A 24,271-nucleotide genomic window follows, 5' to 3' on the forward strand; every position below is an offset into this window, starting at 1 on the left:
AGTGGACGACACGCGGCTGTCGTCGCGTTCGCGTGCGCGGCGTCATCGCCTTGTCATGTGCGATGCATGCCGTCGTCACAGTGGATAACTAAGGTTCACGCCTGACCGGCAGCGAGAGAGGCTGCACGGTCATCCACCCGCAACACCCACGATAACTCGGGAGAATTCACATGTCCGATTCCAAGGCGCCCTCCGGCGCCTCGCGCCGTCACGCCCTCAAATTGCTCGGTGCCGCGCCGATGCTGCCGCTCGGCGGCGTTGCCTTCCTGACCGCCTGCGGCGGCGGCGGTGGTGGCGGCAACGGCTTCCTGCCCATCGTTCCGCCCCCGCCGGCGCCGCCCCCGGCTCCCGCCGCGCAGTTCAAGTCGGCCGAATTCACCGGCATGGCCGCGCCCACGCTGGCCGACCCCGCGGCCATGGCCACCACCACGGTCGGCTCCACGCTGAAGATCTCGTTCGACAACGGCAGCTCGACCGACTACCGCCTCGCCTACCAGCCCTTCTTCCTGACCGGCGACCTGGTGCCGGACGGCAAGGGCGGCAAGGTCCTGGCCGGCGGCTACTACGACATCAAGAACCAGCCCATCCTGGACAAGTCGGTGCCGGTCAACACGCGCCAGTTCTATTCCGACAGCCCCGACGGCACCTCGCTGCTGGCCGTGGCCAACGCCAAGGTCGATGGCGTCAAGGGCAAGCCGGTCTTCGCCGTGGTCCAGTTCGAATACACCACGCGCGACCTCGCCGGCAACAGCACCTACGGCACGCTGCCCTCGCCGATCGCGGTCCTCACGCTCGACCAGGACCAGGCCACCGGCAAGCTCAGCCTGGTGAAGTACCACAACGTCGACATGTCGAGCGCGCACGGCCTGTGGATCACCTGCGGCGCGAGCCTCTCGCCCTGGGGCACCCACCTGTCGAGCGAGGAGTACGAGCCCGACGCGGCGAACATCGCCGGCAACGCCATGTTCAAGGCCTACAGCAAGAACGTGTTCGGCGACGAGACCACGGCCAACCCGTACCACTACGGCCACCTGCCCGAGATCACGGTCAATGCCGACGGCACCGGCAGCGTGAAGAAGCACTATTGCCTCGGCCGCATCTCGCACGAGCTGATCCAGGTCATGCCCGACATGCGTACCGCCATCATGGGCGACGACTACACCAACGGCGGCTTCTTCATGTTCGTGGCCGACAAGGAGAAGGACCTCTCGGCCGGCACGCTCTACGTCGCCAGGTACGACGCTGGCTACTCGATCGACCCGGCCGCGGCCGCCACGAAGATATCGTGGATCAAGCTCGGCCACGCCACCAGCGCCGAGATCGAGGCCCTGGCCAATTCGCTCAAGGCCAGCGACATCATGGACGTGGTCTACAGCGATCCGTCCGACGCGAGCTACACCAAGATTTTCTGCGACGGCGCCGCCAACTGGGTCCGCCTGAAGCCGGGCATGGAGAAGGCAGCCGCCTTCCTCGAGACCCACCGCTACGCCAACCTCAAGGGCGCGAGCATGGCCTTCACCAAGATGGAAGGCACCACTGTCAACGCCAAGGACAAGGTCGCCTACTCGGCACTGCAGAACATCCAGGACTCGATGGTCAGCGGCGGCAAGGGCTGGTCCGCCGGCACCAACATCGCCCTGCCGAAGAAGCTCAGCGCGGGTGGCGTGATGGCGCACAACCTCGCGGGCGGTCAGAAGGACAGCGAAGGCAGCGCGATCAACAGCGAATGGGCGCCGACCCAGACCCACGCGCTCATCGTCGGCGAGGACCTTCCCACGCCCGATGCGCTGGGCAACACCTCGAACCCGGACACGATCGGCAACCCCGACAACCTGAAGTTCTCCGAGAAGATGCGCACCCTGTTCATCGGCGAGGACAGCAGCAGCCACGTCAACAACTTCCTGTGGGCCTACAACATCGACACCAAGAAGCTGGCGCGCCTGATGTCGATCCCCGCGGGCGGCGAGTCGACCGGCCTGCATGCCGTGGACGAGATCAACGGGTGGACCTACATCATGAGCAACTTCCAGCACCCGGGCGACTGGGGCGGCATCCACTCGAAGGTCCAGGCGACCCTCGATCCGTACGTGCGTGCGAACTACAAGGAACGCTACGCCGCGGCCGTCGGTTACCTCACGGCCGATCCGATCCAGCCCAAGCTCACCAAGTAAGCCACCGGCGCTGCGGATTCAGGACGGCGCTGCCGGCAACGGCAGCGCCGTCTTGTATCTGACCTGCTTGAGCGCAAAGCTCGAGCGGATCTTCTCGATCCCCGGAATCGGCGTGAGCTGTTCCATGATGAACCGCTCCAGCGCCGCCATGTCGGCCACGGCGATGCGGATCAGGTAGTCGCTGTCGCCCGTCATCAGGTAGCACTCCATCACCTCGTCGTGCTCGGCGATGCGCTGCTCGAAGTCCGCGAGCGACTGCTTGCTCTGCGTCGTGAGGCTGATCGAGATGAACACGTTGAGCCCGAGGCCCAGCGCCTTCGCGTTCGCGAGCGCCACGTAGCGGTCGATCACGCCGTTCGCTTCGAGCACCTTCACGCGCGCCAGGCACGGCGAGGGCGACAGGTGCACGCGGCGCGCGAGCTCCACGTTCGACAGCGCGCCGTCGCGCTGCAGCTCGTCGAGAATGCGGAGGTCGATGGCATCGAGTTGCATGAAATGCTTCGAAATCAAGAGATGGCGGAATTTTATGCTGCATAGCCAGCGCAGAATTGTTAGCGCCGGTAGCCAATTTTCCGCGCACCGGCTTAAAGTGCCGTCATGAACGCCCCGATTTCCGCCGACCAGATGCGCGCCCTCTTGCTCGACAGCCCGATGTCGCACGACCCCGATCCCGCAGAGACCGCCGAATGGCGCGACGCCTTCCTGGCGCTCGCGCAAACGCATGGCCCGCAGCGCGCGCGCCAGATGCTGGTCGAGCTGGCCCGCGTTGCGCGTCAGCAGCGCATCGGCTGGCAGCCCGAGCTTGCGACGCCGTACGTCAACACCATCGCCGCCGAAGACCAGCCGCCGTTCCCGGGCGATCTCGCGGTGGAAGAGCGCCTGGCTTCGCTGATGCGCTGGAATGCGCTCGCGATGGTGGCCAAGGCCAACCAGGCGTATGGCGAACTCGGCGGCCATATCGCGAGCTACGCGAGCGCGGCCGACCTGTTCGAGACCGGCTTCAATCACTTCTTCCATGCGCGCAGCGAGCAGCATCGCGGCGACCTCGTGTTCTTCCAGCCGCACAGCGCGCCGGGTGTGTATGCGCGTGCGTTCCTCGAAGGGCGTCTCAGCGAAGAAGACCTCAAGCACTACCGCCAGGAACTCACCGCGCCGGCCTTCACGCAAGGCAGCGGCGCGCGCGGCCTCAGCAGCTATCCGCATCCGTACCTGATGCCGGACTTCTGGCAGTTCCCCACCGGCTCGATGGGTATCGGCCCGATCAGCTCGATCTACCACGCGCGCTTCATGCGCTACCTCACGCACCGCAATCTGCTGAACTGCGAGGGTCGCAAGGTGTGGGGCGTGTTCGGCGACGGCGAGATGGACGAGCCCGAATCGATGAGCGCCCTCACGCTCGCCGCGCGCGAAAAGCTCGACAACCTCGTGTGGGTCGTCAACTGCAACCTGCAGCGCCTCGATGGCCCGGTGCGCGGCAACGGCCGCATCATCGACGAGCTCGAGAAGCTCTTCGCTGGCGCGGGCTGGAACGTCGTCAAGCTCGTGTGGGGCAGCGACTGGGACGGCCTCTTCGCGCAGGACGTGAGCGGTGCCCTGGCGCGCGTGTTCGCCAACACCGTCGACGGCCAGATGCAGACCTTCGCCGCGAAGGACGGCCGCTTCAACCGCGACAACTTCTTCGGCCAAAACCCCGAGCTCGCGCGCCTGGCCGAAGGCATGACCGACGAGCAGATCGATCGCCTGAAGCGCGGCGGCCACGACCTCGTGAAGATCCACGCCGCGTATGCGGCGGCGGCCAAGCACAAGGGCCAGCCCACCGTGATCCTCGCCCACACCAAGAAGGGCTACGGCATGGGCAGCGCCGCGCAGGGCAAGATGACCACGCACTCGCACAAGAAGATGGGCGACGTGGACCTCATCGAATTCCGCGACCGTTTCAACCTGCCGCTCACCGATGCGCAGGCCACCGCGATGGACTTCTACCGCCCGGCCGAGGACAGCGCCGAGATGCGCTATCTGCGCCAGCACCGAGAAGCACTCGGCGGCGCCATGCCGCGCCGCGAGACCGCGTGCGACGTGGTGCCCAAGCCCGACATCGCGAGCTACGCGCAGTTCGCCACCGCCGCGGCCGGCAAGGAGATGAGCACCACCATGGCGTTCGTCCGCATGCTGGGCAACCTCATGAAGGACAAGGCCCTCGGCCCGCGCATCGTGCCCATCGTGGCCGACGAGGCACGCACCTTCGGCATGGCGAATCTCTTCAAGCAGGTGGGCATCTATTCGAGCGTGGGCCAGCGCTATGCGCCCGAAGACATCGGCTCGGTGCTCAGCTACCGCGAAGCGACCGACGGGCAGATCCTCGAAGAAGGCATCAGCGAAGCCGGCGCCATCGCGAGCTGGACCGCGGCGGCCACCAGCTACAGCGTGCACGGCCTGGCGATGCTGCCTTTCTACATCTACTACTCGATGTTCGGCTTCCAGCGCGTGGGCGATGCGATCTGGGCCGCGGCCGACCAGCGCTCGCGCGGCTTCCTGCTCGGTGCCACCTCGGGGCGCACCACGCTCGGCGGCGAAGGCCTGCAGCACCAGGACGGCAGCAGCCACCTCGTGGCCGCGACCATCCCGAACTGCAAGGCCTACGACCCGGCCTATGCGGGCGAGATGGCGGTGATCGTCGATGCGGGCATCCGCGAAATGATGGTCGAGCAGAAGGACGTTTTCTATTACGTCACGCTCATGAACGAGAACTACGCGCAGCCCGACGTGCCCGCAGGCGCGGAGGCGGACATCCTGCGCGGGTGCTATCGCTTCGGCACGTATGCGCCGGCTTCTGGAAAAGCCAAGAAGAAGGTCACGCTGATGGGCTCGGGTGCGATCCTCACCGAGGTCGTGAAGGCCGCGCAGCTCTTGGCCGACGAAGGCATCGAGGCCGAGGTGTTCAGCGTCACGAGCTGGAGCGAACTCGCGCGCGACGGCGTGGCATGCGAGCAGCGCGCGATTGCCGGCGAAGCGGCCGGCGAGGCGTTCATCGCGCAGCAGCTCGGCAAGGGCAAGGGCCCGATCGTTGCCGCCACCGACTACGTGCGCAGCGTGCCCGAGAGCGTGCGCGCCTTCCTCCCCGAAGGCCGCCGCTACCTCACGCTCGGCACCGACGGGTTCGGGCGCAGCGACACGCGCGCCGCGTTGCGCGCGTTCTTCAGCGTGGACGCGGCGAGCATCGCGCGGGCTGCGCGGTACGCGCTGGGCTGAGCCCCGGCGGGGGTGTAGAGCGGGCAGGCCTGCGTTAGAGTCGCGCGGTCCATGACCGCCCGCTTCCAATCCCTCGCCCCCGCCGTCCGCCTGGCCGACCAGGTGGCCGATGCGCTCGCGGCCGAGGTGCGCAGCGGACGCCTGTCCGAAGGCGACCGGTTGCCGACCGAAGCGGTGCTCGCCGAGCAGTTCGGCGTGAGCCGCACCGTGATCCGCGAGGCGGTCTCACGGCTCAAGTCCTTGGGGCTCGTGGATTCGCGCCAGGGCAGCGGCGTGTATGTGCGCGCTGCCGGCGTCGAGCCGCTGCGCTTCGAGATGCCGCACGTGGCCTCGCGCGAAGCGGTGATCCAGATGGTCGAACTGCGCCGCGCGCTCGAAGCCGAAGTGGCCGCGCTGGCCGCCGAGCGCCGCACGCCCGAAGACGTGCAGCGCATCCGCGATGCCATCGACGCGCTGCATGCCGCGGTGGCGGCCGGCGGCAATGGCGCCGACGAAGACGTGCGTTTTCACCGCGCCATCGCCGAGGCCGCGCGCAACCCGTTCCTGATCGGCACGCTGCAATACCTGCGGCAGTTTTTGCACGGCGCCACGCGCGTCACCCGCGCCAACGAGGCGCGCCGCGCGGACTTCGCGCGCGAGGTCGCAGAGGAGCATGCGCAGATCGTCGAGGCCATCGAGGCCGGCGACGCGCTGCGCGCCCGCGAGGCCGCCAAGTCCCACATGGACAACGCGATCCGCCGCATCGAGCAGGCCGATCCGGCCTTCTGGCAGCAGGAAGGCGCGCAGCTCGCGCGGCCGCTGGTCGAAGGTTGGCCCGCGGGCAAATAAGAAGGAAACGAGGTGTTGCTTGAGGGTTTACCCGGGTCGGTCAACTTGCCTTGAATTTGTATGATGACCTGACAAATCAAGAGGCGGCCGCGCTGCATGGCGACGGGACGACCTCGCTTCCCTCATCCAGGCTTTTCTCATCCAAAGCTGCAAGCGGACTTCCCTGCCATGACTCCAACCCTCCAGGCCGGCGCGCCTTCGGCCATGGCCGACCTGCCCGCCGACACCGCGCTCGAGAAGCGCACCTATGCCAAGGTCTTCTGGCGCATCGTTCCCTTCCTGATGCTCTGCTACGTGGTCGCCTACCTCGACCGCGTGAACGTCGGCTTCGCCAAGCTGCAGATGGGGCAGGACCTGGGCTTCAGCGAAACGGTGTTCGGCCTGGGCGCCGGCATCTTCTTTCTCGGCTACTTCCTCTTCGAGGTGCCGAGCAACCTGCTGCTCAACCGCGTCGGCGCGCGCATGTGGATCGCGCGGATCATGATCACCTGGGGTTTGCTCTCCGCATGCTTCGTGTTCGTGGAAACGCCCACCAGCTTCTACATCCTGCGGTTCCTGCTCGGCGTGGCCGAGGCGGGCTTCTATCCCGGCGTGATCCTCTACCTCACCCAGTGGTATCCCTCGCACCGTCGCGCGCGGATCATCGCGGTCTTCATGTCGGCGATCCCGGTGGCGGGCATCTTCGGCAATCCGCTGTCGGGCTGGATCATGGATGCCTTCCATGGCGTCTCGTCGATGCACGGCTGGCAGTGGATGTTCATCATCGAAGCCATTCCCGCAGTGCTTGTGGGCGTGATGGTGCTCTTCTATCTGGACAACGGCATCCAGCAGGCCCGCTGGCTCTCGCCCGAGGAAAAGGCCTTGCTCCAGCGCGAGGTCCAGCGCGACCAGGCGCACAGCGCCAAGGGCCCGCATTCGGTGGCCGCGGTGTTTCGCGATGCGCGCGTGTGGTGGATGGCGCTCATCTACTTCGCCTTCGTCATGGGCCAGTACGCGCTGACCTTCTGGCTGCCCACGCTGGTGAAGGCCACGGGTGTGCAGGGCAACTTCAACATCGGCTTGCTGAGCGCGATTCCGTTTCTCTGCGCGATCGTCGCGATGAACCTCTTCGGCCGCAGCGCCGACCGCCGGCAGGAGCGCCGCTGGCACCTGATCGTGCCCGCGATGATGGGCGCCGTGGGCTTCACCGTGGCCGCGTCGTACACGCAGAACACGGCCGTGTCGCTCGCGTTCCTCTCGCTCGCGGCGGCCGGCGTGCTGACCTGCGCCCCGCTCTTTTGGTCGCTGCCCACCGCATTCCTTTCGGGCACGGCCGCGGCCGCAGGCATCGCGGCCATCAACTCGGTGGGGAACCTCGCGGGCTTCGTGAGCCCGTACCTCATCGGTTATCTCAAGGACCTCACGGGCAGCACGCAGATCGGCATGTACGTGCTCGCCGCTGCCCTGGTGCTCGGGGCCATCGGCGTGTGGCTCACGCCCAAGCAACTCGTCAACCGCTGATCGGAGCAACGACACCATGACAGATACCCCCAACACTCCCCCCGTCGTCGGCCTCGTCGGCCTCGGCGCCATGGGCAGCGGCATGGCGCAATCGCTGCGCCGCGCGGGCCATGCGCCGCACGTGTTCGACGTGCGCCCCGGCGTGGCCGAAGCCTTCGCGCGCGACGGCGGCACGGCGTGCGACACGCTCGCCACGCTCGGCGCGCAGTGCGACATCGTGGTCAGCGTGGTCGTCAATGCGGCGCAGACCGAGTCGGTGCTGTTCGGCGACGGCACCACGCCCGGCTGCGCGGCGTCGATGAAGCCCGGCAGCCTGTTCGTGATGTGCTCCACCGTCGATCCGAACTGGTCGGTCGCGCTCGAAGCACGTCTCGCCGCACAGGGCATCCTGTACCTCGACGCCCCGATCTCCGGCGGCGCCGCGAAGGCCGCGAGCGGCCAGATGACGATGATGACCGCCGGCACCCCTGCCGCCTACGCCAAGGCCGGCGGCATGCTCGACGCGATGGCCGCCAAGGTCTACCGCCTCGGCGATTCGGCCGGCGCGGGCAGCAAGGTGAAGGTCATCAACCAGCTGCTGGCCGGCGTGCACATCGCCGCGGCGGCCGAGGCGATGGCGCTCGGCCTGCGCGAAGGCGTGGACCCCGATGCGCTCTACGAGGTCATCACGCACAGCGCGGGCAACAGCTGGATGTTCGAGAACCGCATGGCGCACGTGCTCGCGGGCGACTACACGCCGCTGTCGGCCGTGGACATCTTCGTGAAGGACCTGGGGCTGGTGCTCGACGTGGCGCGCGCAAGCAAGTTTCCGCTGCCGCTGTCGTCCACCGCACACCAGATGTTCATGCAGGCATCGACCGCGGGCTTCGCGCGCGAGGACGACAGCGCGGTCATCAAGATTTTTCCCGGCATCGAACTGCCGGCTGCAAAAGGAAAGACACCATGAGCGACATCAAGACAGTCGACACGCCGCTGCTGCGCATCGGCTACGAGGAATGGAACCCGGGCGGCGCCGCCACGGTCGTGCTGATGCACGGCTGGCCCGACAGCCCGCGCGGCTGGCGCGGCGTGGCGCCCAAGCTCGCCGAAGCCGGCTGGCGCGTGCTCGCCCCCGCGCTGCGCGGCTTCGCGCCCACGCGCTTCCTGCATGACGACACGCCGCGCAGCGGCCAGCTCTCGGCGCTGGGCCGCGACATGCTCGACTTCATCGATGCGCTCGGCCTCGACAAGCCCGCGCTGGTCGGCCACGACTGGGGCGCCCGCGCGGTCGCCAATGCCTGTGGCCTCCGACCCGACGTGGCGCGTGCGCTGGTGCTGATGTCGGTCGGCTACGGCACCAACGCCCCCGACCAGCCGATGGCGCTCGAGCAGGCGCGCAACTACTGGTATCACTGGTACATGGCCACGCCGCGCGGCGAGCGCACGGTGCACGACGACCGCATCGCCTTCACGCGGTTGATGTGGAACACCTGGGCACCCGAGGGCTGGTACGACCCGGCCGAATTCGAAGCCACCGCCGCCGCGTTCGAAGGCGACGACTGGGCGAAGGTGGTGCTGCATTCGTACCGCCACCGCTGGGGTTTCGCGCCCGGCGATCCGCGCTATGCGGCGGACGATGCCGCGCTCAGCCCCGCGCCGGTGCTGCCCGTGCCCACGCTCGTGCTGCACGGCGCGGCCGACAGCTGCAACCATCCCGATACCTCGGCCGACAAGGAGCGCTTCTTCAGCGGTCCCTATCGCCGCGAGTTGCTCGACGGCGTGGGCCACTTCCCGCAGCGCGAAGCGCCCGATGCGGTGGCCGATGCGCTGCTGCGCTTCCTGCCCGCCATTTCCTGAATCCAGTTAAGACAAGACCAAGACGACACCATGAACATCCTCATCACCGGCGGCTGCGGCTTTCTCGGCGCACGCCTCGCGCGCACGCTGCTCGCGGGCGGACCGCTCGCACTGGCCGGCGGCCCGGCCAGGGACATCGCGCGCATCACGCTGGCCGACCGCGTGCCGCCGCCCGCCGACCTCGCAGCCGACGCCCGCATCCAGTTCGTGCAGGGCGACCTCTACGAGCAGGCCGGCAACGGCGCATTGCTGCTGGCCGACACCGATGCCGTCTTCCACCTCGCAGCGGCCGTGAGCGGCGAATGCGAGGCGGACTTCGACCTCGGCATGCGCAGCAACCTCGACACCACCCGCGCGCTGCTCGATGCCTGCCGCCGCGCGGGCCATGCGCCGGTGTTCGTGTTCTCCAGCTCGGTCGCGGTGTTCGGCGATTCGCCCGAGCAGCGCCTGCCCGCGGTGATCGAGGACACGACGCTGCCGACGCCGCAGAACAGCTACGGCATCCAGAAGTTCATCGGCGAACAGCTCGTGGCCGACTTCACGCGCAAGGGTTTCGTGCAGGGCCGCAACGTGCGGCTCATGACGGTGTCGGTGCGCCCTGGTCGACCCAACGGCGCCGCCTCCAGCTTCCTGAGCGGCATGCTGCGCGAGCCGCTGGCCGGCGAACGCGCGCGCTGCCCGGTGGCGCCTGAAACACCGGTCGCGCTGGCCTCGCCCGGCAACACCGTCGCGGGCATCGTGCGCGCGGCCACCGCGAGCGCGGCCGAATGGGGCGCACGCACCGCCATCAACCTGCCCGCATTGACCACGACAGTGCGCGAGATGGCCGATGCGCTCGAACGCATCGCGGGCAAGGACGCCACGGGTTTGATCGACTGGACGCCCGACGCGCAGGTCGCGAAGATCGTCACCAGCTGGCCGAGCCGCATCCACGCCGCGCGCGCCGAGGCGCTGGGCCTCAAAGCGGATGCGAGCTTCGACGCCATCCTGCGCGACTACGTGCGCGAGAACCCGCAGGCCGTGAAGTTGCCTGTTGCCACCAAGGACTGATCGATGGGCAAATTAGTGCTCGGCTGTATCGCCGACGATTTCACCGGCGCGACCGACCTCGCCAACAACCTCGTGCGCGCCGGCATGCGCGTGGTGCAGGCCATCGGCGTGCCGGAGGCGCGCCGCGCCGGGCCGCCCCAAGCAAGCGCGCGCCCCCTTGGGGGGCAGCGAGGACACGAAGTGCCGAGCGTGGGGGCCGAAATTTTGCCGCTCGATGCGGATGTCGATGCGGTGGTGGTCGCGCTCAAGTCGCGCACCATCACGCCGGCCGAGGCCATTGCGCAATCGCTCGACGCACTGCGCTGGCTGCAGGCGCAGGGCGCGCAGCAGATCTACTTCAAGTACTGCTCCACCTTCGACAGCACGTTCACCGGCGAGGTCAGGGGCAACATCGGCCCGGTCACCGAGGCGCTGATGGAGGCGCTGAACTGCGACTTCACCATCGCCACGCCCGCCTTCCCGGACAACAAGCGCACCGTCTTCAAGGGCTACCTGTTCGCGGGCGACGTGCTGCTCAACGAGAGCGGCATGCAGAACCATCCGCTCACGCCGATGACCGATGCGAACCTCGTGCGCGTGCTGCAGGCGCAGTGCACGCGCAAGGTGGGGCTGATCGATCACACAGTGGTGGCGCGCGGCGATGCGGCCATCACCGAACGCATCGCGCAACTCAAGGGCGAGGGCGTTTCGATCGCGATCGTCGATGCGGTGTCGAACGACGACCTGCTCCGCCTCGGCCCGGCGCTCGCGAAGATGCCGCTGGTCACTGCCGGTTCGGGCGTGGCCATCGGGCTGCCCGCCAACTTCGGGCTCTCGCCTTCTTCGCAAGCCAGCGCGTTGCCGTCAGCGAGCGGGCTGCGTGCCATCGTGTCGGGCAGCTGCTCGCTCGCCACCAACCGGCAGGTGCTCGACTTCATCCAGCGCGGCGGCGCGGCGCTGGCCATCGATCCGCTGCGCATCGCGGCGGGCGTCGATGTCGCGGCCGAAGCGTTGGCATGGGCCGCGCCGCTCGTCGCCAGGCAACCGGTGCTGGTCTATTCCACCGCCGAGGCCGGCGCCGTGAAGTCGGTGCAGGGCAAGCTCGGTGTCGAGGAAGCGGGCGCGATGGTCGAACGCACCATCGCCGCCATCGCACGCGGCCTGGTCGACCAGGGCGTGCGCCAGTTGGTCGTTGCAGGTGGCGAAACCTCGGGCGCCTGCGTGCAGGCGCTGGGCATCGCGCAGATGCAGATCGGCCCGCAGATCGACCCCGGCGTGCCGTGGTGCCATGCGCGGGCCGAAGCCGCCAAAACCACTGATGGCGCGGGCATGCACATCGCGCTCAAGTCGGGCAACTTCGGCGGCGACGATTTCTTCACCAAGGCCTTTACAGTGCTGGCATGACCGAGAACCAAGCACGCGAAGAAATCTGCCGTGTCGGCCGCAGCCTGTTCGAGCGCGGCTATGTGCATGCGACGGCGGGCAACATCAGCGTGCGGCTGGACGATGGGTTCCTCATCACGCCGACCGATGCGTGCCTCGGCTTTCTCGACCCGGCGCGGCTTGCGCGGCTCGATGCGGACGGCCGGCAGACCGGCGGCGACCGCGCCAGCAAGACCATCGCGCTGCACACGCGCATCTACGCAGCCGCGCGTAAGTTCGATGCACAGACAGCCTGCGTGATCCACACGCACAGCACGCATTGCGTCGCGCTCACGCTGAATGCAGCGGGCGACGAACTGCTGCCCGCGCTCACGCCGTACTTCGTGATGAAGGTCGGCCACGTGCCACTCATTCCGTACCACCGCCCCGGTGCGCCGGAGGCGGCGGAGAAGGTGGCGCAAGCCATCGAGCGCTTCGGCGCCGCGGGCACGCCCCTGCGCGCCGTGATGCTCGAACGCCTCGGCCCCAACGTGTGGCACGAGACGCCGGCCGCCGCCATGGCCGTGCTCGAGGAACTCGAAGAAACCGCCAGGCTCCAGATGCTCATGAGTGCCGCAAGGCCTGAGCCGCTGGATGCCCAACAGATCGATGAACTGCGCACCACCTTCGGTGCGCGCTGGTAGTCAGACAAACCATGCCTCAATTCGCAGCCAACCTCTCGATGCTCTATCCCGAGCTCGATTTCCTCGACCGCTTCGATGCCGCAGCCAAAGACGGCTTCAAGGCCGTCGAATACCTGTTCCCGTATGCCTTCGCAAAAGAAGACATCGTCGCGCGCCTGAAGCACAACGGCCTGCAGCAGGTGCTCTTCAACGGCCCGCCCGGCAACTGGGAGGGCGGCGAGCGCGGCCTCGCGTGCCTGCCCGGCCGCGATGCCGAGTTCCGCGACGGCATTGCAAAGGCCATCGACTACGCCGTGGCGCTCGACTGCCCGCGCATCCACGTCATGGCCGGCCTCGTGCCCGCGGATCTGCAGCGCGATGCGGTGCAGCCCGTGTACCTCGACAACCTGCGCTGGGCCGCCGAAGAGGCCGCGAAGGCGGGCCGCGACGTGCTGATCGAGCCGATCAACACGCGCGACATTCCCGGTTTCTTCCTCAACCGGCAAGACCACGCGCACGAGATCGTCGAGACCATCGGCGCACCCAACCTCAAGGTGCAGATGGACCTGTACCACTGCCAGATCGTCGAAGGCGACGTGGCGATGAAGATCCGCAAATACCTGCCGACCGGCCGCGTCGGCCACCTGCAGATCGCCGGCGTGCCCGAGCGGCACGAGCCGGATATCGGCGAGCAGAACTACGGCTATCTCTTCGATGTGATCGACGAGGTCTCCGAGCAGAGCGGCTGGCAGGGCTGGGTCGGCTGCGAGTACCGACCCAAGCGCGGTTCGGAGCCCGGCGGCACGTCGGCCGGCCTGGGCTGGCTGCGCGCACTGCAACAACAGCGCGCATGAAGCTCGATGCGCTGCGCATCCCGGCGCCGCTGCGTGGCTTCGCGGCGGGCGATGCGCAGGTCTTCGACGTCACGCTCGATGGCGACAAGGTCGCTGCCATCGTGCCCAGCGCTTCGCAGACCCAGGCGCGCGGCACGCTGCTGAGCGCGCTGGTCGAGGCGCACGCGCACATCGACAAGAACTACACGGTGCAGGACGTGGGCGCGGCGCAGGGCAACCTGTTCGCGGCCATCGAGCGCATGGAGAAACACCGCGCCGGCTGGACCGGCGAAACGCTGCGCCTGCGCATGGAACGCGCACTGCACGACGCCTGGCAGTCGGGCACGCGCGCACTGCGCACGCACATCGACTGGGTGCAGCCTGAGGCGCCGGCCGCGCTGGCCGTGTTCGAAGGGCTGCGCGAGGAGTGGCGTGGCCGCATCGAACTGCAGTTCGTCTCGCTCACCCCGCTCGATGTGTTCGCGGACCTCGTGGCCGGCGAGCGCATCGCTAGCGAAGTGAAGCGCGCGGGCGGCGTGCTCGGCGCGTTCGTCTACCGCAACGAAGGCATCGTCCGCAAGCTGGGCCGCGTGTTCGATCTCGCGCAGCAACACGGACTCGGCCTCGACTTCCATGTTGACGAAGGGCTCGATGCCGATGCCACGGGCCTGCGCAGCATCGCCCAACTCGTGCGCGCGCGAGACTTCAAGCAGGGCGTTGTTTGCGGCCACTGCTGCTCGCTCTCGGTGCAGGACGACGCTGTCGCCAACGAAACGCTCGCACTCTGCGCCGGTGCAGGAATCCACATCGTCGCGCTGCCCACTACCAACCTCTACCTGCAAGGTGCCTGGGACCGCACCCCCGTGCCGCGCGGCATCACGCGCATCCACGAAGCCGCGGCACGGGGCTTGCGTGCGAGCCTGGCCACGGACAACGTGCAGGACGCCTTCTATCCCTACGGCAGCTACGACCTCGTGGAGACCTTCGGCCTCGGCGTGCAGATGGCGCACCTCGCGCCCGCGGGCGATTGGCTCGATGCGATCACCGTCAGCCCCGCGAAGGCGCTTGGCCTGGCGTGGGACGGCTGCATCGCACCGGGCTGCCCCGCGGACCTGGTGGTGCTCGCGGCGACCGACGAGCATGAACTCGTCGGCCCGCGCGGGCGCGAACGCACTGTCATCCGTGCCGGTCGAATTCTGGAGAAAACAACATGAGCATGGGCAAGCCAATGGCCAACTACGCCGCCGCGAAACGCGTCGGCGATTTCGTCTTCATGAGCGGCGTGGTCGCGGTCGATCCGGCCAAGCGCCGCGCGGTCGCGGGCTACGACGACATTCCCGAAGAAGCCCGCACCGCCCTGCAGGGCGTGGGCTACGCCACCGGCCAGATGTCGGTCGATGTGTTCGAAGCGCCCATCGTCGCGCAGAGCTGGTTCGTGCTCGAACGCATCCGCCAGATCGCGGCCGAGCATGGCGGCACGATGGACGACGTGGTCAAGCTGGTGCAGTACTTCCGCCACCTGCCGCACTACGCGTTCTACAACCGCGTGCGCGGCCTCTTCTATCCGGGCGAGCCGCCGGTGAGCACGGTGGTCGAAGTGTCGCGCTTCCTGCCGGGCGATGAGGTGCTGGTCGAGGTCGAAGCGACGATGTATTTGCCGCGGGCTACTTGACCCCCGCGCCCTTGAGCAGGAAATCCGTCACCTGCGCGATCAGGTAGCTTCGGTCCTTGTCGTCGCCGTCCTGCGCGACGTTTCGGAAGTACGCGGCCTGCGTCGCATGGTCCGCATAGAACTGCGTCACCGCCCAGATGTGGAACAGCACCAGCATCGGGTCGGCGGTGTCCATCAGGCCCTGGTTCATCCAGTTCTGGATCACGGCGGCGGCCTGGTCGGTGCGCGCCTTGCTCGTGTCCATCATGGTGTTGAGCACCGGCGCGCCGCGCATCATCTCGGCGGTGAAGATGCGCGAGCGCAGCGGGTGCTGGAACGAGAACACCATCTTGCGATGGATCAGGTCGCTCAGCACCTTGCGCGGGCCGAAGGCCTCGTCGCTGAAGCCGAACACCACGATCCAGTCGTTGAGGATGTCCTGCAGCACCAGCCGGTAGAGCGCTTCCTTGCTGTCGATGTAGTAGTGCAGCTGCGCCTTCGAGAGCCCGGCCTTGTCGGCGATGGCCTGCGTCGAGGCGCCGGCCAGCCCTTCGCTTGCGAACACCTCGATGGCGGCCTGGTAGATGACGCCCAGCACCTGCGTGTACTTGCGCGAGCGGCCGCGCGTGGCCGGTGCTTCGCTGTCGGTTTCCTCTACCGTCACAGCTGCAGCACCAGTTCGAGGCCCTTGGCGCGCGAGCAGCACAGCGCCACCTTGCTGCGCCGCTCGGTGCCGGTGAGGCAGAAGTCACGGTGCTCCGCGCCTTCGCCGTCGCCCTCGACCACGCAGGTGCCGCACAGGCCCTGCTGGCAGGACACGGGAATGTCGATGCCCACTTCGTGCAGCGCATCGACGGCCGTCTGGTCCGCCGCCACCGGCACCGTGATGCCGCGCTGCGCGAGCTTCAGCGTGAAGGGCAGGCCGGTGGTGGTGTTGGCATCGGTCGGCGCGGCGAAGTATTCGGTGTGCAGGGCGTCTTCGGGCCAGTGCGAAGCGGCTTCACGCACGGCCTTCATGAAGCCGCCGGGGCCGCAGACGTAGAGGTGTGTGCCTGGCGCGCGCTCGGCCAGCAATGCTTGAAGGTCGATGCGTTGCAATGCATCGCCCTGGTCCAGATGAAGGCGCAGGTGCGGCGCGAGCGCGGGGTCGCGCAATGCAGTGGCGAATGCCAGGTGCTCTTCGCTGCGCGCGAACACGCAGAGCGTGAACGACGCGCCGCGCGCCGCGAGCGCCTGCGCCATCGCGAGCAGCGGCGTCATGCCGATGCCACCTGCCATCAACAAGTGGTGCGCGGCCTCTTCGCGCAGCGGAAAGGTATTGCGCGGCGTGCTGATCGCGATCAGGTCGCCCTCGCGCACGCGCTCGTGCATCGAGGCCGAGCCGCCGCGGCTCGCAAGCTCGCGCTTCACGCCGATCACGTACGAAGGCGCATTCGACGGCGCCCGCGCCAACGAGTACTGGCGCGAGAACCCACCGGGCATGTGCACATCGATGTGCGCCCCGGCCTCGTACCCCGGCAGCGCGCGCCCCCACGGATGCGCCAGCTCGAAGGCCAGGATCTCCGGCGTCTCGCGCGAGATGCGTTCGACGCGGACGGTCAGCGTGCGTTCGAGGCTCATGGTTGTTGTCTCCCTCTCTCTGCTCTCTAGATGTTCTGCAGCTTGCGCGAAACGCGCTCGATGAAATGCGTGCGGTCGCGCTCGGTGACGGCGTTCATGTCGTGCAACTGCAGCCACGTCACCTTGCAGCGCCACGCGAACAGCGCGCGGAGGCCCCGCGTGAACAGCCGCCGGCAGGGGTCGCCGATCACTTGCAGGAACCAGCGCGGCGAGCCGCCCGTGGTCACCACCGTGAGCCGCCGGATGTGGCGCATGCCCGACTTCGTGAGCTGGCCCTTGCGCTCGGCCGGCAGGAAGGCCACGCCCGGCAGCCAGACCCGCTCCAGCCAGCCCTTGAGCATGGAGGGCGGCCCATAGAACCAGATGGGGAACACGAACACCAGGTGCTCGGCCCACAGCAGCGCTTCGACATGTGGCTTCACACGTTCGCGGATGAGGTCGGGGTTGTCGATGTAGGCGATGCGCTCTTCGCGGGTGAGCGTCGGATCGAAGCCCTCTGCGTAGAGGTCGATGGTCCGGACGGTATGCCGGTGTTCGAGCGCGTCGAGCGCGGTGCGGTAGAGCGCGTGGTTGAAGCTGTCAGGGTTCGGATGGCAGTGGACGACGAGCGTTTTCATGGTGAAGGGCCGGTTCGCCTGTCGGCGAGACGGGGTCAGAGCCCAAGGAGTGAAGGGCCGCGCGGTGCCTTATGGCAACCCAGGCGCCGGCATCTGACCCCGGCGCAAGCCCCGCGCGACCCACGGGAAAAATCGAAAGTGTTCTTACTTGCCGGCGAGCTTCTTGCGGACGTCGACACCGACGCCCTTGTTGACGAACTGCGTGGTCACGACCTTCGAGAGATCGACCTCGCCCGCCTTGTAGAGACCGGCCTTGACCATCTTGTCGTAGAAGTCCTTCACGCGGGCTTCGTCCATCGCGCCGATGCCCTTGGTGAGCGATTCGCCGCTGTCCACGATGCCCATCTTCTTCATGAGTTCGATGGACCCTTGCGACGAGGCCACGGGCGAGTCGGGGTTGATCTTGGCGATCATCTCGTTGGCGGCCTTGTTGTCGCCATAGAGGTAGTTGTTCCAGCCGATGATCGAGGCCTCGACGAACTTGCGCACCGTCTCGGGCTTGGTCTTGATGAGGTCCGCGCGCGTCTCGATGGTGGTCGAGTAGGTCGAGAAGCCGTTGTCGGCCAGCAGTTGCACCACCGGGTCGAAGCCCGCTTGTGCCTTGATCGACAGCGGCTCCGAGATCGCATAGCCCTGCTGGATCGATTTCTTGTCAGCGAGGAACGGGCCGACGTTGAAGGTGTAAGGCTTGAGCTGCGAATCCTTGAAGCCGTGCTCCGACTTCATCCACTGCCAGAAGCTGAACTGGCCGTCCTTGCCGATGAAGGCGACGGGCGCCTTGGTCATGTCCTTGAAGGTGTCGAAGCCCTGGCCCGGGTGCGCGAAGATGGCCTGCGGGTCTTTCTGGAAGAAGGCCGCGACCACCACGGTGGGCACGCCGTTCTTCACGTTGTCGAAGGACTGCAGCAGGTTGCCGGTCATGAGGAAGTCGACCTTGCCGGCCGGCAGCATCGGCCGGTTGTTGACCATCGGGCCGCCCTGCTGGATGTCGACATCCAGGCCGTACTTCTTGTAGGTGCCGTCCACCAGCGCCTGGTAGAAGCCGCCGTGGCCGGCCTGCGCCTTCCAGTTGGTGGCGAACACCACTTTTTCCTGCGCCTGCGCGGCGAAGGCGGCGCCAGCGAGAGCCAAGCCGAAGGCAAGCGGTCGGAGATTGAAAGCGGGGATGCGCATGGGGACGGACTCCTGGGAGGTTTTGGAAAGTACGGGATGCGGAGACTAAATCTTTTCAGCGTTCGACGGCCATCTCGGGCGTCCAGCCGCGTGTTTTTCCGGGATTCATCAGGCCCATCGGGTCGCTGCGTTTCTTGAACTCGATCTGCTGCGTGTCGATGGTCTTCATGCCGCCGTCTTCGATAGTGACCACATGCGGGTTGAAGATCTGGCAGCCGCCCTGCGACTCGATCTCGCGGATCACCTCGTACTGGTGGGCCTCGCCCTTCCAGCGCACGAGCAGGATGCCGAAGGTGCCGCACTCGCCGTTGGCGCGTGCAAAGTCCTGGTGCTGCAGCACGTCGTCGCCGAAGATTTTCAAGTGACGCTCGACTACTGAAGGATCGAACGGTTGCGCATACGCGACCTGCAGATAGGTCCAGCCGCGGTCGGCCTTCAGCGCCTGCAGCGTCGTGTGGTTGAACGCGCATTCGTAGGCGGGCGGCAGGCCGTCGGCGAGCAGCTCGGCCTCGGTGCCCGCAACGGAGATCGTGCCGCCGTGCGCATCGGCCAGCGCGCGAAACTCGGCCATCGACTCGGGCGAGACCATGGTGAAGACCGCATGCTTGTCGATCGGAAAGCGGTCGCGCATCGCCGTGTAGTACGGCGAGAAACGCGCCTCCACAGTGGAGAGCAAAAAGATGTCGAGCGTCGGCGCCTGAGCCGCAATGCCGAAGTCGAGGGCGCCGCGGTACGTCTCGAAGAGCGCCGTGCAGTGCACCCATTCGACGGCCGGGCTCAACGCCACTTCGACATCGAGGATCACGCCGTTGGTGCCGTAGGCATGGTGCACCTGCTGGATCTCGTCGCCGTGCAGCTCGATGATGCGCGGCTCGCGCTCCACCGTCATCACGCGCGCGCGCAGCAGGTTGCCGGGGTCGCGCAGGATGCCGTGGCGGAACGACCCGATGCCGCCGAAGCCGCCCGCGATGAAGCCACCGATGGTGGCCACATGCCAGGTCGAAGGCCACATGCGCAACGCCTGCCCGGTCTCGCGCGCGGTGAGGTCGATGTCGTGCATGCGCGCGCCGGCCTCCACGCGAAGGCGGCCGTCCTGGATGTCGAGCACGCGGCACATCTGCGTCACGTCGAGCACGATGCCGCCTGCCAGCGGCACGCACTGGCCGTAGTTGCCGGTGCCGCCCGCGCGCACGGTGAGTGGGAGCTTCCACTTCGCGGCCACAGCCGCGGCCTGGCGCACGTCGTCCTCGGTGCTGACCTTGACGACAAGATCGGCCACGCAGCCCACGAGCTGCGCGGTGAGGATGGGGCTGTACCAGTAGAAGTCTTTCGACAGCTGCTTGCGCTGGTTCGGTGCGGTGACGAGGTTGAGCCCGCGCAGGTCTTCGCGGACAGCGTCCCAGTCGATGACCGTGTGCATTGGCCTAGCGTTCACGGCGCATCTCGCTCTCGTGCCAGTGGCCGAGCACCATGCGCGACAACGCAGCGAACACGATGAAGATCACGATGCCGAGCAACGACACCAGGAGCAGCGCCGCGAACATCATCGGAATCTCGGTGCGAAAACTCGATTCGAGAATGCGCGAGGCCAACCCCGTTTCCTTGCCCGCCGTGCCGGCCGTGAACTCCGCCACCACTGCGCCGATCAGGCTCAGACCGCCTGCGATCTTCAGCCCCGCCATGAAGTACGGCAGCGCGCTCGGCGCGAGCAGGTAGCGGAAGGTCTGCCAGGGCGAGGCCTTGTAGAGCTGGAACAGGTCGCGCAGGTTGCTGTCGGCGCTCTTGAGCCCGATGACGGTGTTCGACAGGATCGGGAAGAACGCCACGATCCACGCGCACAGCAGCAGCGCCGCGGTCGTGCTCGAGACGTAGATCAGGATCAGCGGCGCGATCGCGATGATCGGCGTCACCTGAAGGATCACCGCGATGGGGAAGAGGCCGATCTCCACCCACTTGAAGAGCGCGAACGCGATGGCCAGCAGCACGCCGCCGACGATGGCCGCCAGCAGTGCGAGCAGCGTGAGCTTTACGGTGAACCACAGCGCGCTGGAGAGCGTGTCCCAGTTGTCGAACAGCGTCTTCAGGATGAGCGAGGGCGCGGGCAGGATGTAGTGCGGGATGTTGTTGGCGCGCACCGTCCATTCCCAGATCAGCAGCAGCACCACGACGATGGCCGCGGGCACGACGATGCGCAGCAGCGATTCGCGCCGGCGCAACTTGTCTTCGTGCGCGCGCAACGAGGCCTCGGAAGGCGCCGTGTCCACGTCCGCGAGGGCCACGGGTTCAGTGATCGATGTCGACGCCATGCAGGGCTCCGTGCAGGGATTGAGACACGGCAGTGCAGTGCGCGTTGTAGCGGCTGGAGGTGCGGAACTCTTCGCCGCGCGGATAAGGCTCGTCGATGCGGATCTCGTCAATGACGCGGCCCGGGCGCGCGGCCATCACCACGATGCGGTTCGACAGATACACCGACTCGTACACGCTGTGCGTGACGAACACCACCGAGAAGCGGTGCTCGCGCCAGATGGCGAGCAGGTCGTTGTTGAGCTTGATGCGCGTCATTTCATCCAGCGCAGCGAAGGGCTCGTCCATCAGCAGCAGGCGCGGATGCGTGACCAATGCGCGCGCGATCGACACACGCATCTTCATGCCGCCCGAGAGCTCGCGCGGGTACACGTCGGCAAAGCGCGAGAGGCCGACCATCTCCAGCACCTGCTGCACCACCGGCGCCGCCGCATCGCGGCTCTGGCCGGCCAGTTTGAGCGGCAGCCACACGTTGTCGAACACCTTGGCCCAGGGCATGAGCGTGGGCTCCTGGAACACGAAACCCAGGTCGCGGTCGCTCTGCGTCTTACCGGTATTGGCACCGGACCAGTGCATCTCGCCCGAGCTGAGCCGGGTGAGGCCGGCAATCAGACGCAACGCCGTGCTCTTGCCGCAGCCCGAGGGGCCGAGAAAACTGATGAAGTCGTGCTCACCGATGTCGAGCGTCATGCCCTGCAGCGCGAGCGTGCCGTTGGCAAAACGCTTGCTGACATGGCGCAGGCTGACCAGCGGCGGGGTGGATGGCGTGGTGCTTTCCATGGCGCGTTCTTTGAGCCGGGAGCCTAGCGCCAGGCAGGTTCGTTGGCGAGACGAGACAGGGGAAAGCGGTCCACCTCGTGCAGCAATTCGACGAAGCGCCGGCCCACATGGTCGAGCACCGCGGCGCCCTTCTCGGCGGTGGCGCGCGTGGCGTCGCCGGCTGCGCCCGAGGGGTTGATGTCGTGCATCTGCCAGCCGAGCTTGCCGCTGGGGGTGATCGAGAGGAACTTGTTTTCTGCGGCCAGTTGCTCGGTCATCGAGCTGAAGTTCTGGAACTGGTCGCGGCGCACGTAGTCCGGCGTGAGGTGCAGCATCACCGAGCTTTCGAGGTCGCCCGCGTGGATGCCGTGCTTGCCTTCGTGCGCGGTGAAGAGCCCCTCGGGCAGGCCCAGCGTGTACCAGTTGGCGGCGACGACCATCATGTCGTGTTCCTCACGCAGGTCGCGCGCCACGATGTCCATCACGCTCATCTGGCCACCGTGGCTGTTGTAGAGCACCAGCTTGCGCACGCCGGCCTTCGCGACGCAGGCGCCGATGTCCTTCCACAGCGAGATCAGCGTGTTCGCCGACACGGTGAGCGTGCCCGGGTAGCGCGAATGCTCGTTGCTCTTGCCGTAGGGCACGGTCGGCAGAAACAGCACCGGCAGGTCGTCGGGCAGGTGCGGGAGCGTGGCGCGCACCATGCCGTCGATGGTGGCGGTGTCGGTGGACATCGGCAGGTGCGGACCGTGCTGCTCGGTGGCGCCCACCGGCAGCACGGCGATGAGCCGTTCGCGGTCGAGGCGGGAGAACTCTTCGCTGGTCAGGTCGGACCAGAAGCGGCTGCGCAGTGTGGGCGGATTCATCGGGGTGTACCTCGTGACGCGACGGCTGGATGATGGCCTAAATTATCCGATCGGTCAAAAAAAGTAGCTCGGCGTTTACCCGTACCCCGTAAGCAAGAGCGGTGCCCATGCAGCAAATCAGACGACCTGGATAAATCCAGGCGCCCCTGGCGTCCTTCATCGCCGCACTATGTACCGCGTGACCACCGGCGACGTCTCGCCCATGTGAAAAGCCAGCCGCCGCTCCCGCAGCACCATGTCGCTGGCCGTCGCGCGGTTGAAGCGGCGCAGGTGATCGGTCCACGACTCGTCGACGATCTGCTCCACGTAGCGGCTGGGCTGCGCGATGTCGTGCAGCAGCTCCCAGCCGATGGCGCCCTGGCTCAGGCGCGCGCGGCGCGTCTGCTGCATGACGATGTGGAAGGCCGCGGCGCGCGCCGGTTCGATCAGGTACTCGACCGTGATCACCACGCGCCCTTCTTCCAGCGGCGCCTCGGCCGGCGGACCCGCGGCCCAGCCGGCTTCGGCGGGGCTGGTGTTGTCTTCACCGGTCACATCGGTCACGAAGCGCAGGGCGATGAGCATCAGCAGCGTGCCGCTCACCGCAGCCACCGCCAGGCTCAGGTTCAGGGCGGTCATGGTCGCCACCTGGCCCCAGATGGCCGCACCGATCGCGCTCGCGCCCATGATGGCCATCTGGTACATCGACATGCCGCGCGCCCGCACCCAGTCGGGCAGCGCGAGCTGCGCCGACACCGAGAGCGAATTGGCCACCGTGATCCACGCCATGCCGCCGAAGAACATCGCCGGCACCGCGACCCACGCATTGGGCGCGAAGGCCATCACCGCCGTGGCGCCCGACTGCAGCAGCGTGCCGCGCAGCACCAGCTGGTCGCGCCCGAGCGCCTGGCGCAGCCGCGGCAGGAACAGCACCGCGACGATTGCGCCCGAGCCCATCGCGGCCAGCAGCAGCGTGAAGGTGCCTGCATCGCCGCCCTTGAGGTTGCGCGCCAGCAGCGGCAGCAGCGCGAGCAGCGCCGTCGAGTGGAAGAAGAAGATCGAGATGCGCGTGAGCACCGCACGCATGCGCTGCGACTGCCGCACGAACTGCACGCCCACGCGCATCGCGCTGATGAGCTTCTCGCGGCCCAGCGGATTGGGCGTGTGCTCGCGCCGCCAGCGCAGCACCACGAAGCCCGAGGCCACCGACAGCACCGCGTTGAGCGCGAACACCCAGATGGTCCCCGCGCTCGCGATCAGCATGCCGGCCGTGAGCGGGCCGATGATGCGCGAGGCGTTCATCGCGATGCCGTTCAGGCCGAGCGCCGCCGGCAGCTGCGGGCGCGGGACGAGCTCCGGCACGATGGCCGAGAACACCGGCCAGCGCAGCGCGAGGCCGATGCCGTTGGCGAAGGTGAGCGCGAGCAGCAGCGGCGCGGTCATGAGGTCGAGCGCCAGTGCCGCGCACAGCACGATGGCCGTGCCGGCGAGCCAGAACTGCGTGGCCACCAGCCAGCGCCGGCGATCGAGGATGTCGGCCAGCGCACCGCTCGGAAGGCCCAGCAGGAACACCGGCAAGGTGGAGGCCGACTGCACCAGCGCGACCCAGATCGGCGAGGTGGTCAGCGAGGTCATCATCCACGCCGCGGCCACATCGTTCATCCACATGCAGATGTTGGCGATGAGCCAGGTGCTCCACAGCATGCGGAACACGGGGAGCTTCAGGGGCTCGAGGGCCGCGAACTTCGAGGGTTGCGGCCGCGTGGGCGGAAGGGGTGTCTCTTCGGTCGTTATGGGGGGCATGTGGCGCT

22 protein-coding genes are annotated in these 24,271 nt (G+C 67.4%); 12 read left to right on the forward strand and 10 right to left on the reverse strand.

Going from position 1 to position 24,271, the window contains the following annotated elements; all coding sequences use genetic code 11:
* The first annotated feature begins 170 nt into the window (after positions 1–170).
* Positions 171–2,171 carry a PhoX family phosphatase gene (locus NU688_RS23390; protein ID WP_257863192.1) on the forward strand — a complete coding sequence of 667 codons (2,001 nt, stop codon included), beginning with the start codon at positions 171–173 and terminating at the stop codon, positions 2,169–2,171.
* Positions 2,172–2,189: 18 nt separating this feature from the next.
* Here the strand turns inward: NU688_RS23390 and NU688_RS23395 are convergent, their stop codons facing one another.
* On the reverse strand, positions 2,190–2,663 hold the full coding sequence (locus tag NU688_RS23395) for an Lrp/AsnC family transcriptional regulator (RefSeq protein ID WP_257863193.1): 474 nt from the start codon (positions 2,661–2,663) through the stop codon (positions 2,190–2,192).
* 105 nt (positions 2,664–2,768) lie between these two features.
* Here NU688_RS23395 and mdeB point away from each other — a divergent pair, with 105 nt between their 5' ends.
* From mdeB to NU688_RS23450, 11 genes are all read left to right on the forward strand, one after another.
* A complete protein-coding gene (mdeB, locus tag NU688_RS23400) occupies positions 2,769–5,420 on the forward strand; it encodes an alpha-ketoglutarate dehydrogenase (RefSeq protein WP_257863194.1) in 2,652 nt (883 codons plus the stop codon).
* 51 nt (positions 5,421–5,471) lie between these two features.
* On the forward strand, positions 5,472–6,248 hold the full coding sequence (locus NU688_RS23405) for a FadR/GntR family transcriptional regulator (protein ID WP_257863195.1): 777 nt from the start codon (positions 5,472–5,474) through the stop codon (positions 6,246–6,248).
* Between the two features lie 168 nt (positions 6,249–6,416).
* Complete coding sequence (locus NU688_RS23410; protein WP_257863196.1) at positions 6,417–7,748, forward strand: MFS transporter; 1,332 nt, start codon at positions 6,417–6,419, stop codon at positions 7,746–7,748.
* 16 nt (positions 7,749–7,764) lie between these two features.
* A complete protein-coding gene (gene ltnD / locus NU688_RS23415) occupies positions 7,765–8,694 on the forward strand; it encodes an L-threonate dehydrogenase (RefSeq protein ID WP_257863197.1) in 930 nt (309 codons plus the stop codon).
* A complete protein-coding gene (locus NU688_RS23420; protein WP_257863200.1) occupies positions 8,691–9,584 on the forward strand; it encodes an alpha/beta fold hydrolase in 894 nt (297 codons plus the stop codon). The genes ltnD and NU688_RS23420 overlap by 4 nt, the downstream gene beginning before the upstream one ends.
* A gap of 30 nt (positions 9,585–9,614) precedes the next feature.
* Positions 9,615–10,634: a D-erythronate dehydrogenase gene (gene denD, locus NU688_RS23425; RefSeq protein ID WP_257863201.1), complete on the forward strand. Its 1,020-nt coding sequence runs from the start codon at positions 9,615–9,617 to the stop codon at positions 10,632–10,634.
* A 3-nt stretch (positions 10,635–10,637) separates the two neighbouring features.
* The gene (gene otnK / locus NU688_RS23430) at positions 10,638–12,017 is read left to right on the forward strand and encodes a 3-oxo-tetronate kinase (protein ID WP_257863202.1); all 1,380 of its coding nucleotides are present in this window, start codon (positions 10,638–10,640) and stop codon (positions 12,015–12,017) included.
* Positions 12,014–12,679 (forward strand): aldolase, encoded by a 666-nt coding sequence (locus NU688_RS23435; protein WP_257863203.1) that lies wholly within the window; start codon positions 12,014–12,016, stop codon positions 12,677–12,679. The genes otnK and NU688_RS23435 overlap by 4 nt, the downstream gene beginning before the upstream one ends.
* An 11-nt stretch (positions 12,680–12,690) precedes the next feature.
* Positions 12,691–13,512: a 2-oxo-tetronate isomerase gene (gene otnI, locus NU688_RS23440; RefSeq protein ID WP_257863204.1), complete on the forward strand. Its 822-nt coding sequence runs from the start codon at positions 12,691–12,693 to the stop codon at positions 13,510–13,512.
* Positions 13,509–14,705: an amidohydrolase family protein gene (locus NU688_RS23445; RefSeq protein ID WP_257863205.1), complete on the forward strand. Its 1,197-nt coding sequence runs from the start codon at positions 13,509–13,511 to the stop codon at positions 14,703–14,705. The genes otnI and NU688_RS23445 overlap by 4 nt, the downstream gene beginning before the upstream one ends.
* Positions 14,702–15,163 (forward strand): RidA family protein, encoded by a 462-nt coding sequence (locus NU688_RS23450; protein ID WP_257863206.1) that lies wholly within the window; start codon positions 14,702–14,704, stop codon positions 15,161–15,163. The genes NU688_RS23445 and NU688_RS23450 overlap by 4 nt, the downstream gene beginning before the upstream one ends.
* On the opposite strand, the gene NU688_RS23455 is transcribed toward NU688_RS23450, so the two are convergent.
* The 9 genes from NU688_RS23455 to NU688_RS23495 all read right to left on the reverse strand — a co-directional run bounded on the left by NU688_RS23455 (position 15,156) and on the right by NU688_RS23495 (position 24,263).
* Positions 15,156–15,806: a TetR family transcriptional regulator C-terminal domain-containing protein gene (locus NU688_RS23455; protein ID WP_257863207.1), complete on the reverse strand. Its 651-nt coding sequence runs from the start codon at positions 15,804–15,806 to the stop codon at positions 15,156–15,158. The two genes, NU688_RS23450 and NU688_RS23455, sit on opposite strands and share 8 nt — an antisense overlap.
* Positions 15,803–16,762 (reverse strand): PDR/VanB family oxidoreductase, encoded by a 960-nt coding sequence (locus NU688_RS23460; RefSeq protein WP_257863208.1) that lies wholly within the window; start codon positions 16,760–16,762, stop codon positions 15,803–15,805. The genes NU688_RS23455 and NU688_RS23460 overlap by 4 nt, the downstream gene beginning before the upstream one ends.
* 26 nt (positions 16,763–16,788) lie before the next feature.
* Positions 16,789–17,379, reverse strand: a complete 591-nt coding sequence (locus NU688_RS23465) for an NAD(P)H-dependent oxidoreductase (protein WP_257863209.1) — start codon at positions 17,377–17,379, stop codon at positions 16,789–16,791.
* A 144-nt stretch (positions 17,380–17,523) separates the two neighbouring features.
* Positions 17,524–18,552, reverse strand: coding sequence for an ABC transporter substrate-binding protein (locus NU688_RS23470; RefSeq protein ID WP_257863210.1), 1,029 nt, complete (start codon positions 18,550–18,552; stop codon positions 17,524–17,526).
* Between the two features lie 55 nt (positions 18,553–18,607).
* Positions 18,608–19,972 carry an FAD-binding oxidoreductase gene (locus NU688_RS23475; RefSeq protein ID WP_257863298.1) on the reverse strand — a complete coding sequence of 455 codons (1,365 nt, stop codon included), beginning with the start codon at positions 19,970–19,972 and terminating at the stop codon, positions 18,608–18,610.
* Positions 19,973–19,976: 4 nt separating this feature from the next.
* The gene (locus NU688_RS23480; RefSeq protein ID WP_257863211.1) at positions 19,977–20,858 is read right to left on the reverse strand and encodes an ABC transporter permease; all 882 of its coding nucleotides are present in this window, start codon (positions 20,856–20,858) and stop codon (positions 19,977–19,979) included.
* Positions 20,836–21,636, reverse strand: coding sequence for an ABC transporter ATP-binding protein (locus NU688_RS23485; protein WP_206176200.1), 801 nt, complete (start codon positions 21,634–21,636; stop codon positions 20,836–20,838). Before NU688_RS23485 ends, NU688_RS23480 begins: the two co-directional genes overlap by 23 nt.
* A gap of 23 nt (positions 21,637–21,659) precedes the next feature.
* Positions 21,660–22,481 (reverse strand): creatininase family protein, encoded by an 822-nt coding sequence (locus NU688_RS23490; protein ID WP_198788872.1) that lies wholly within the window; start codon positions 22,479–22,481, stop codon positions 21,660–21,662.
* A gap of 156 nt (positions 22,482–22,637) precedes the next feature.
* Complete coding sequence (locus NU688_RS23495; RefSeq protein WP_257863213.1) at positions 22,638–24,263, reverse strand: MFS transporter; 1,626 nt, start codon at positions 24,261–24,263, stop codon at positions 22,638–22,640.
* Between the last annotated feature and the right edge of the window lie 8 nt (positions 24,264–24,271).

The organism is Variovorax sp. ZS18.2.2, assembly GCF_024701975.1.
Taxonomy (GTDB): domain Bacteria; phylum Pseudomonadota; class Gammaproteobacteria; order Burkholderiales; family Burkholderiaceae_C; genus Variovorax.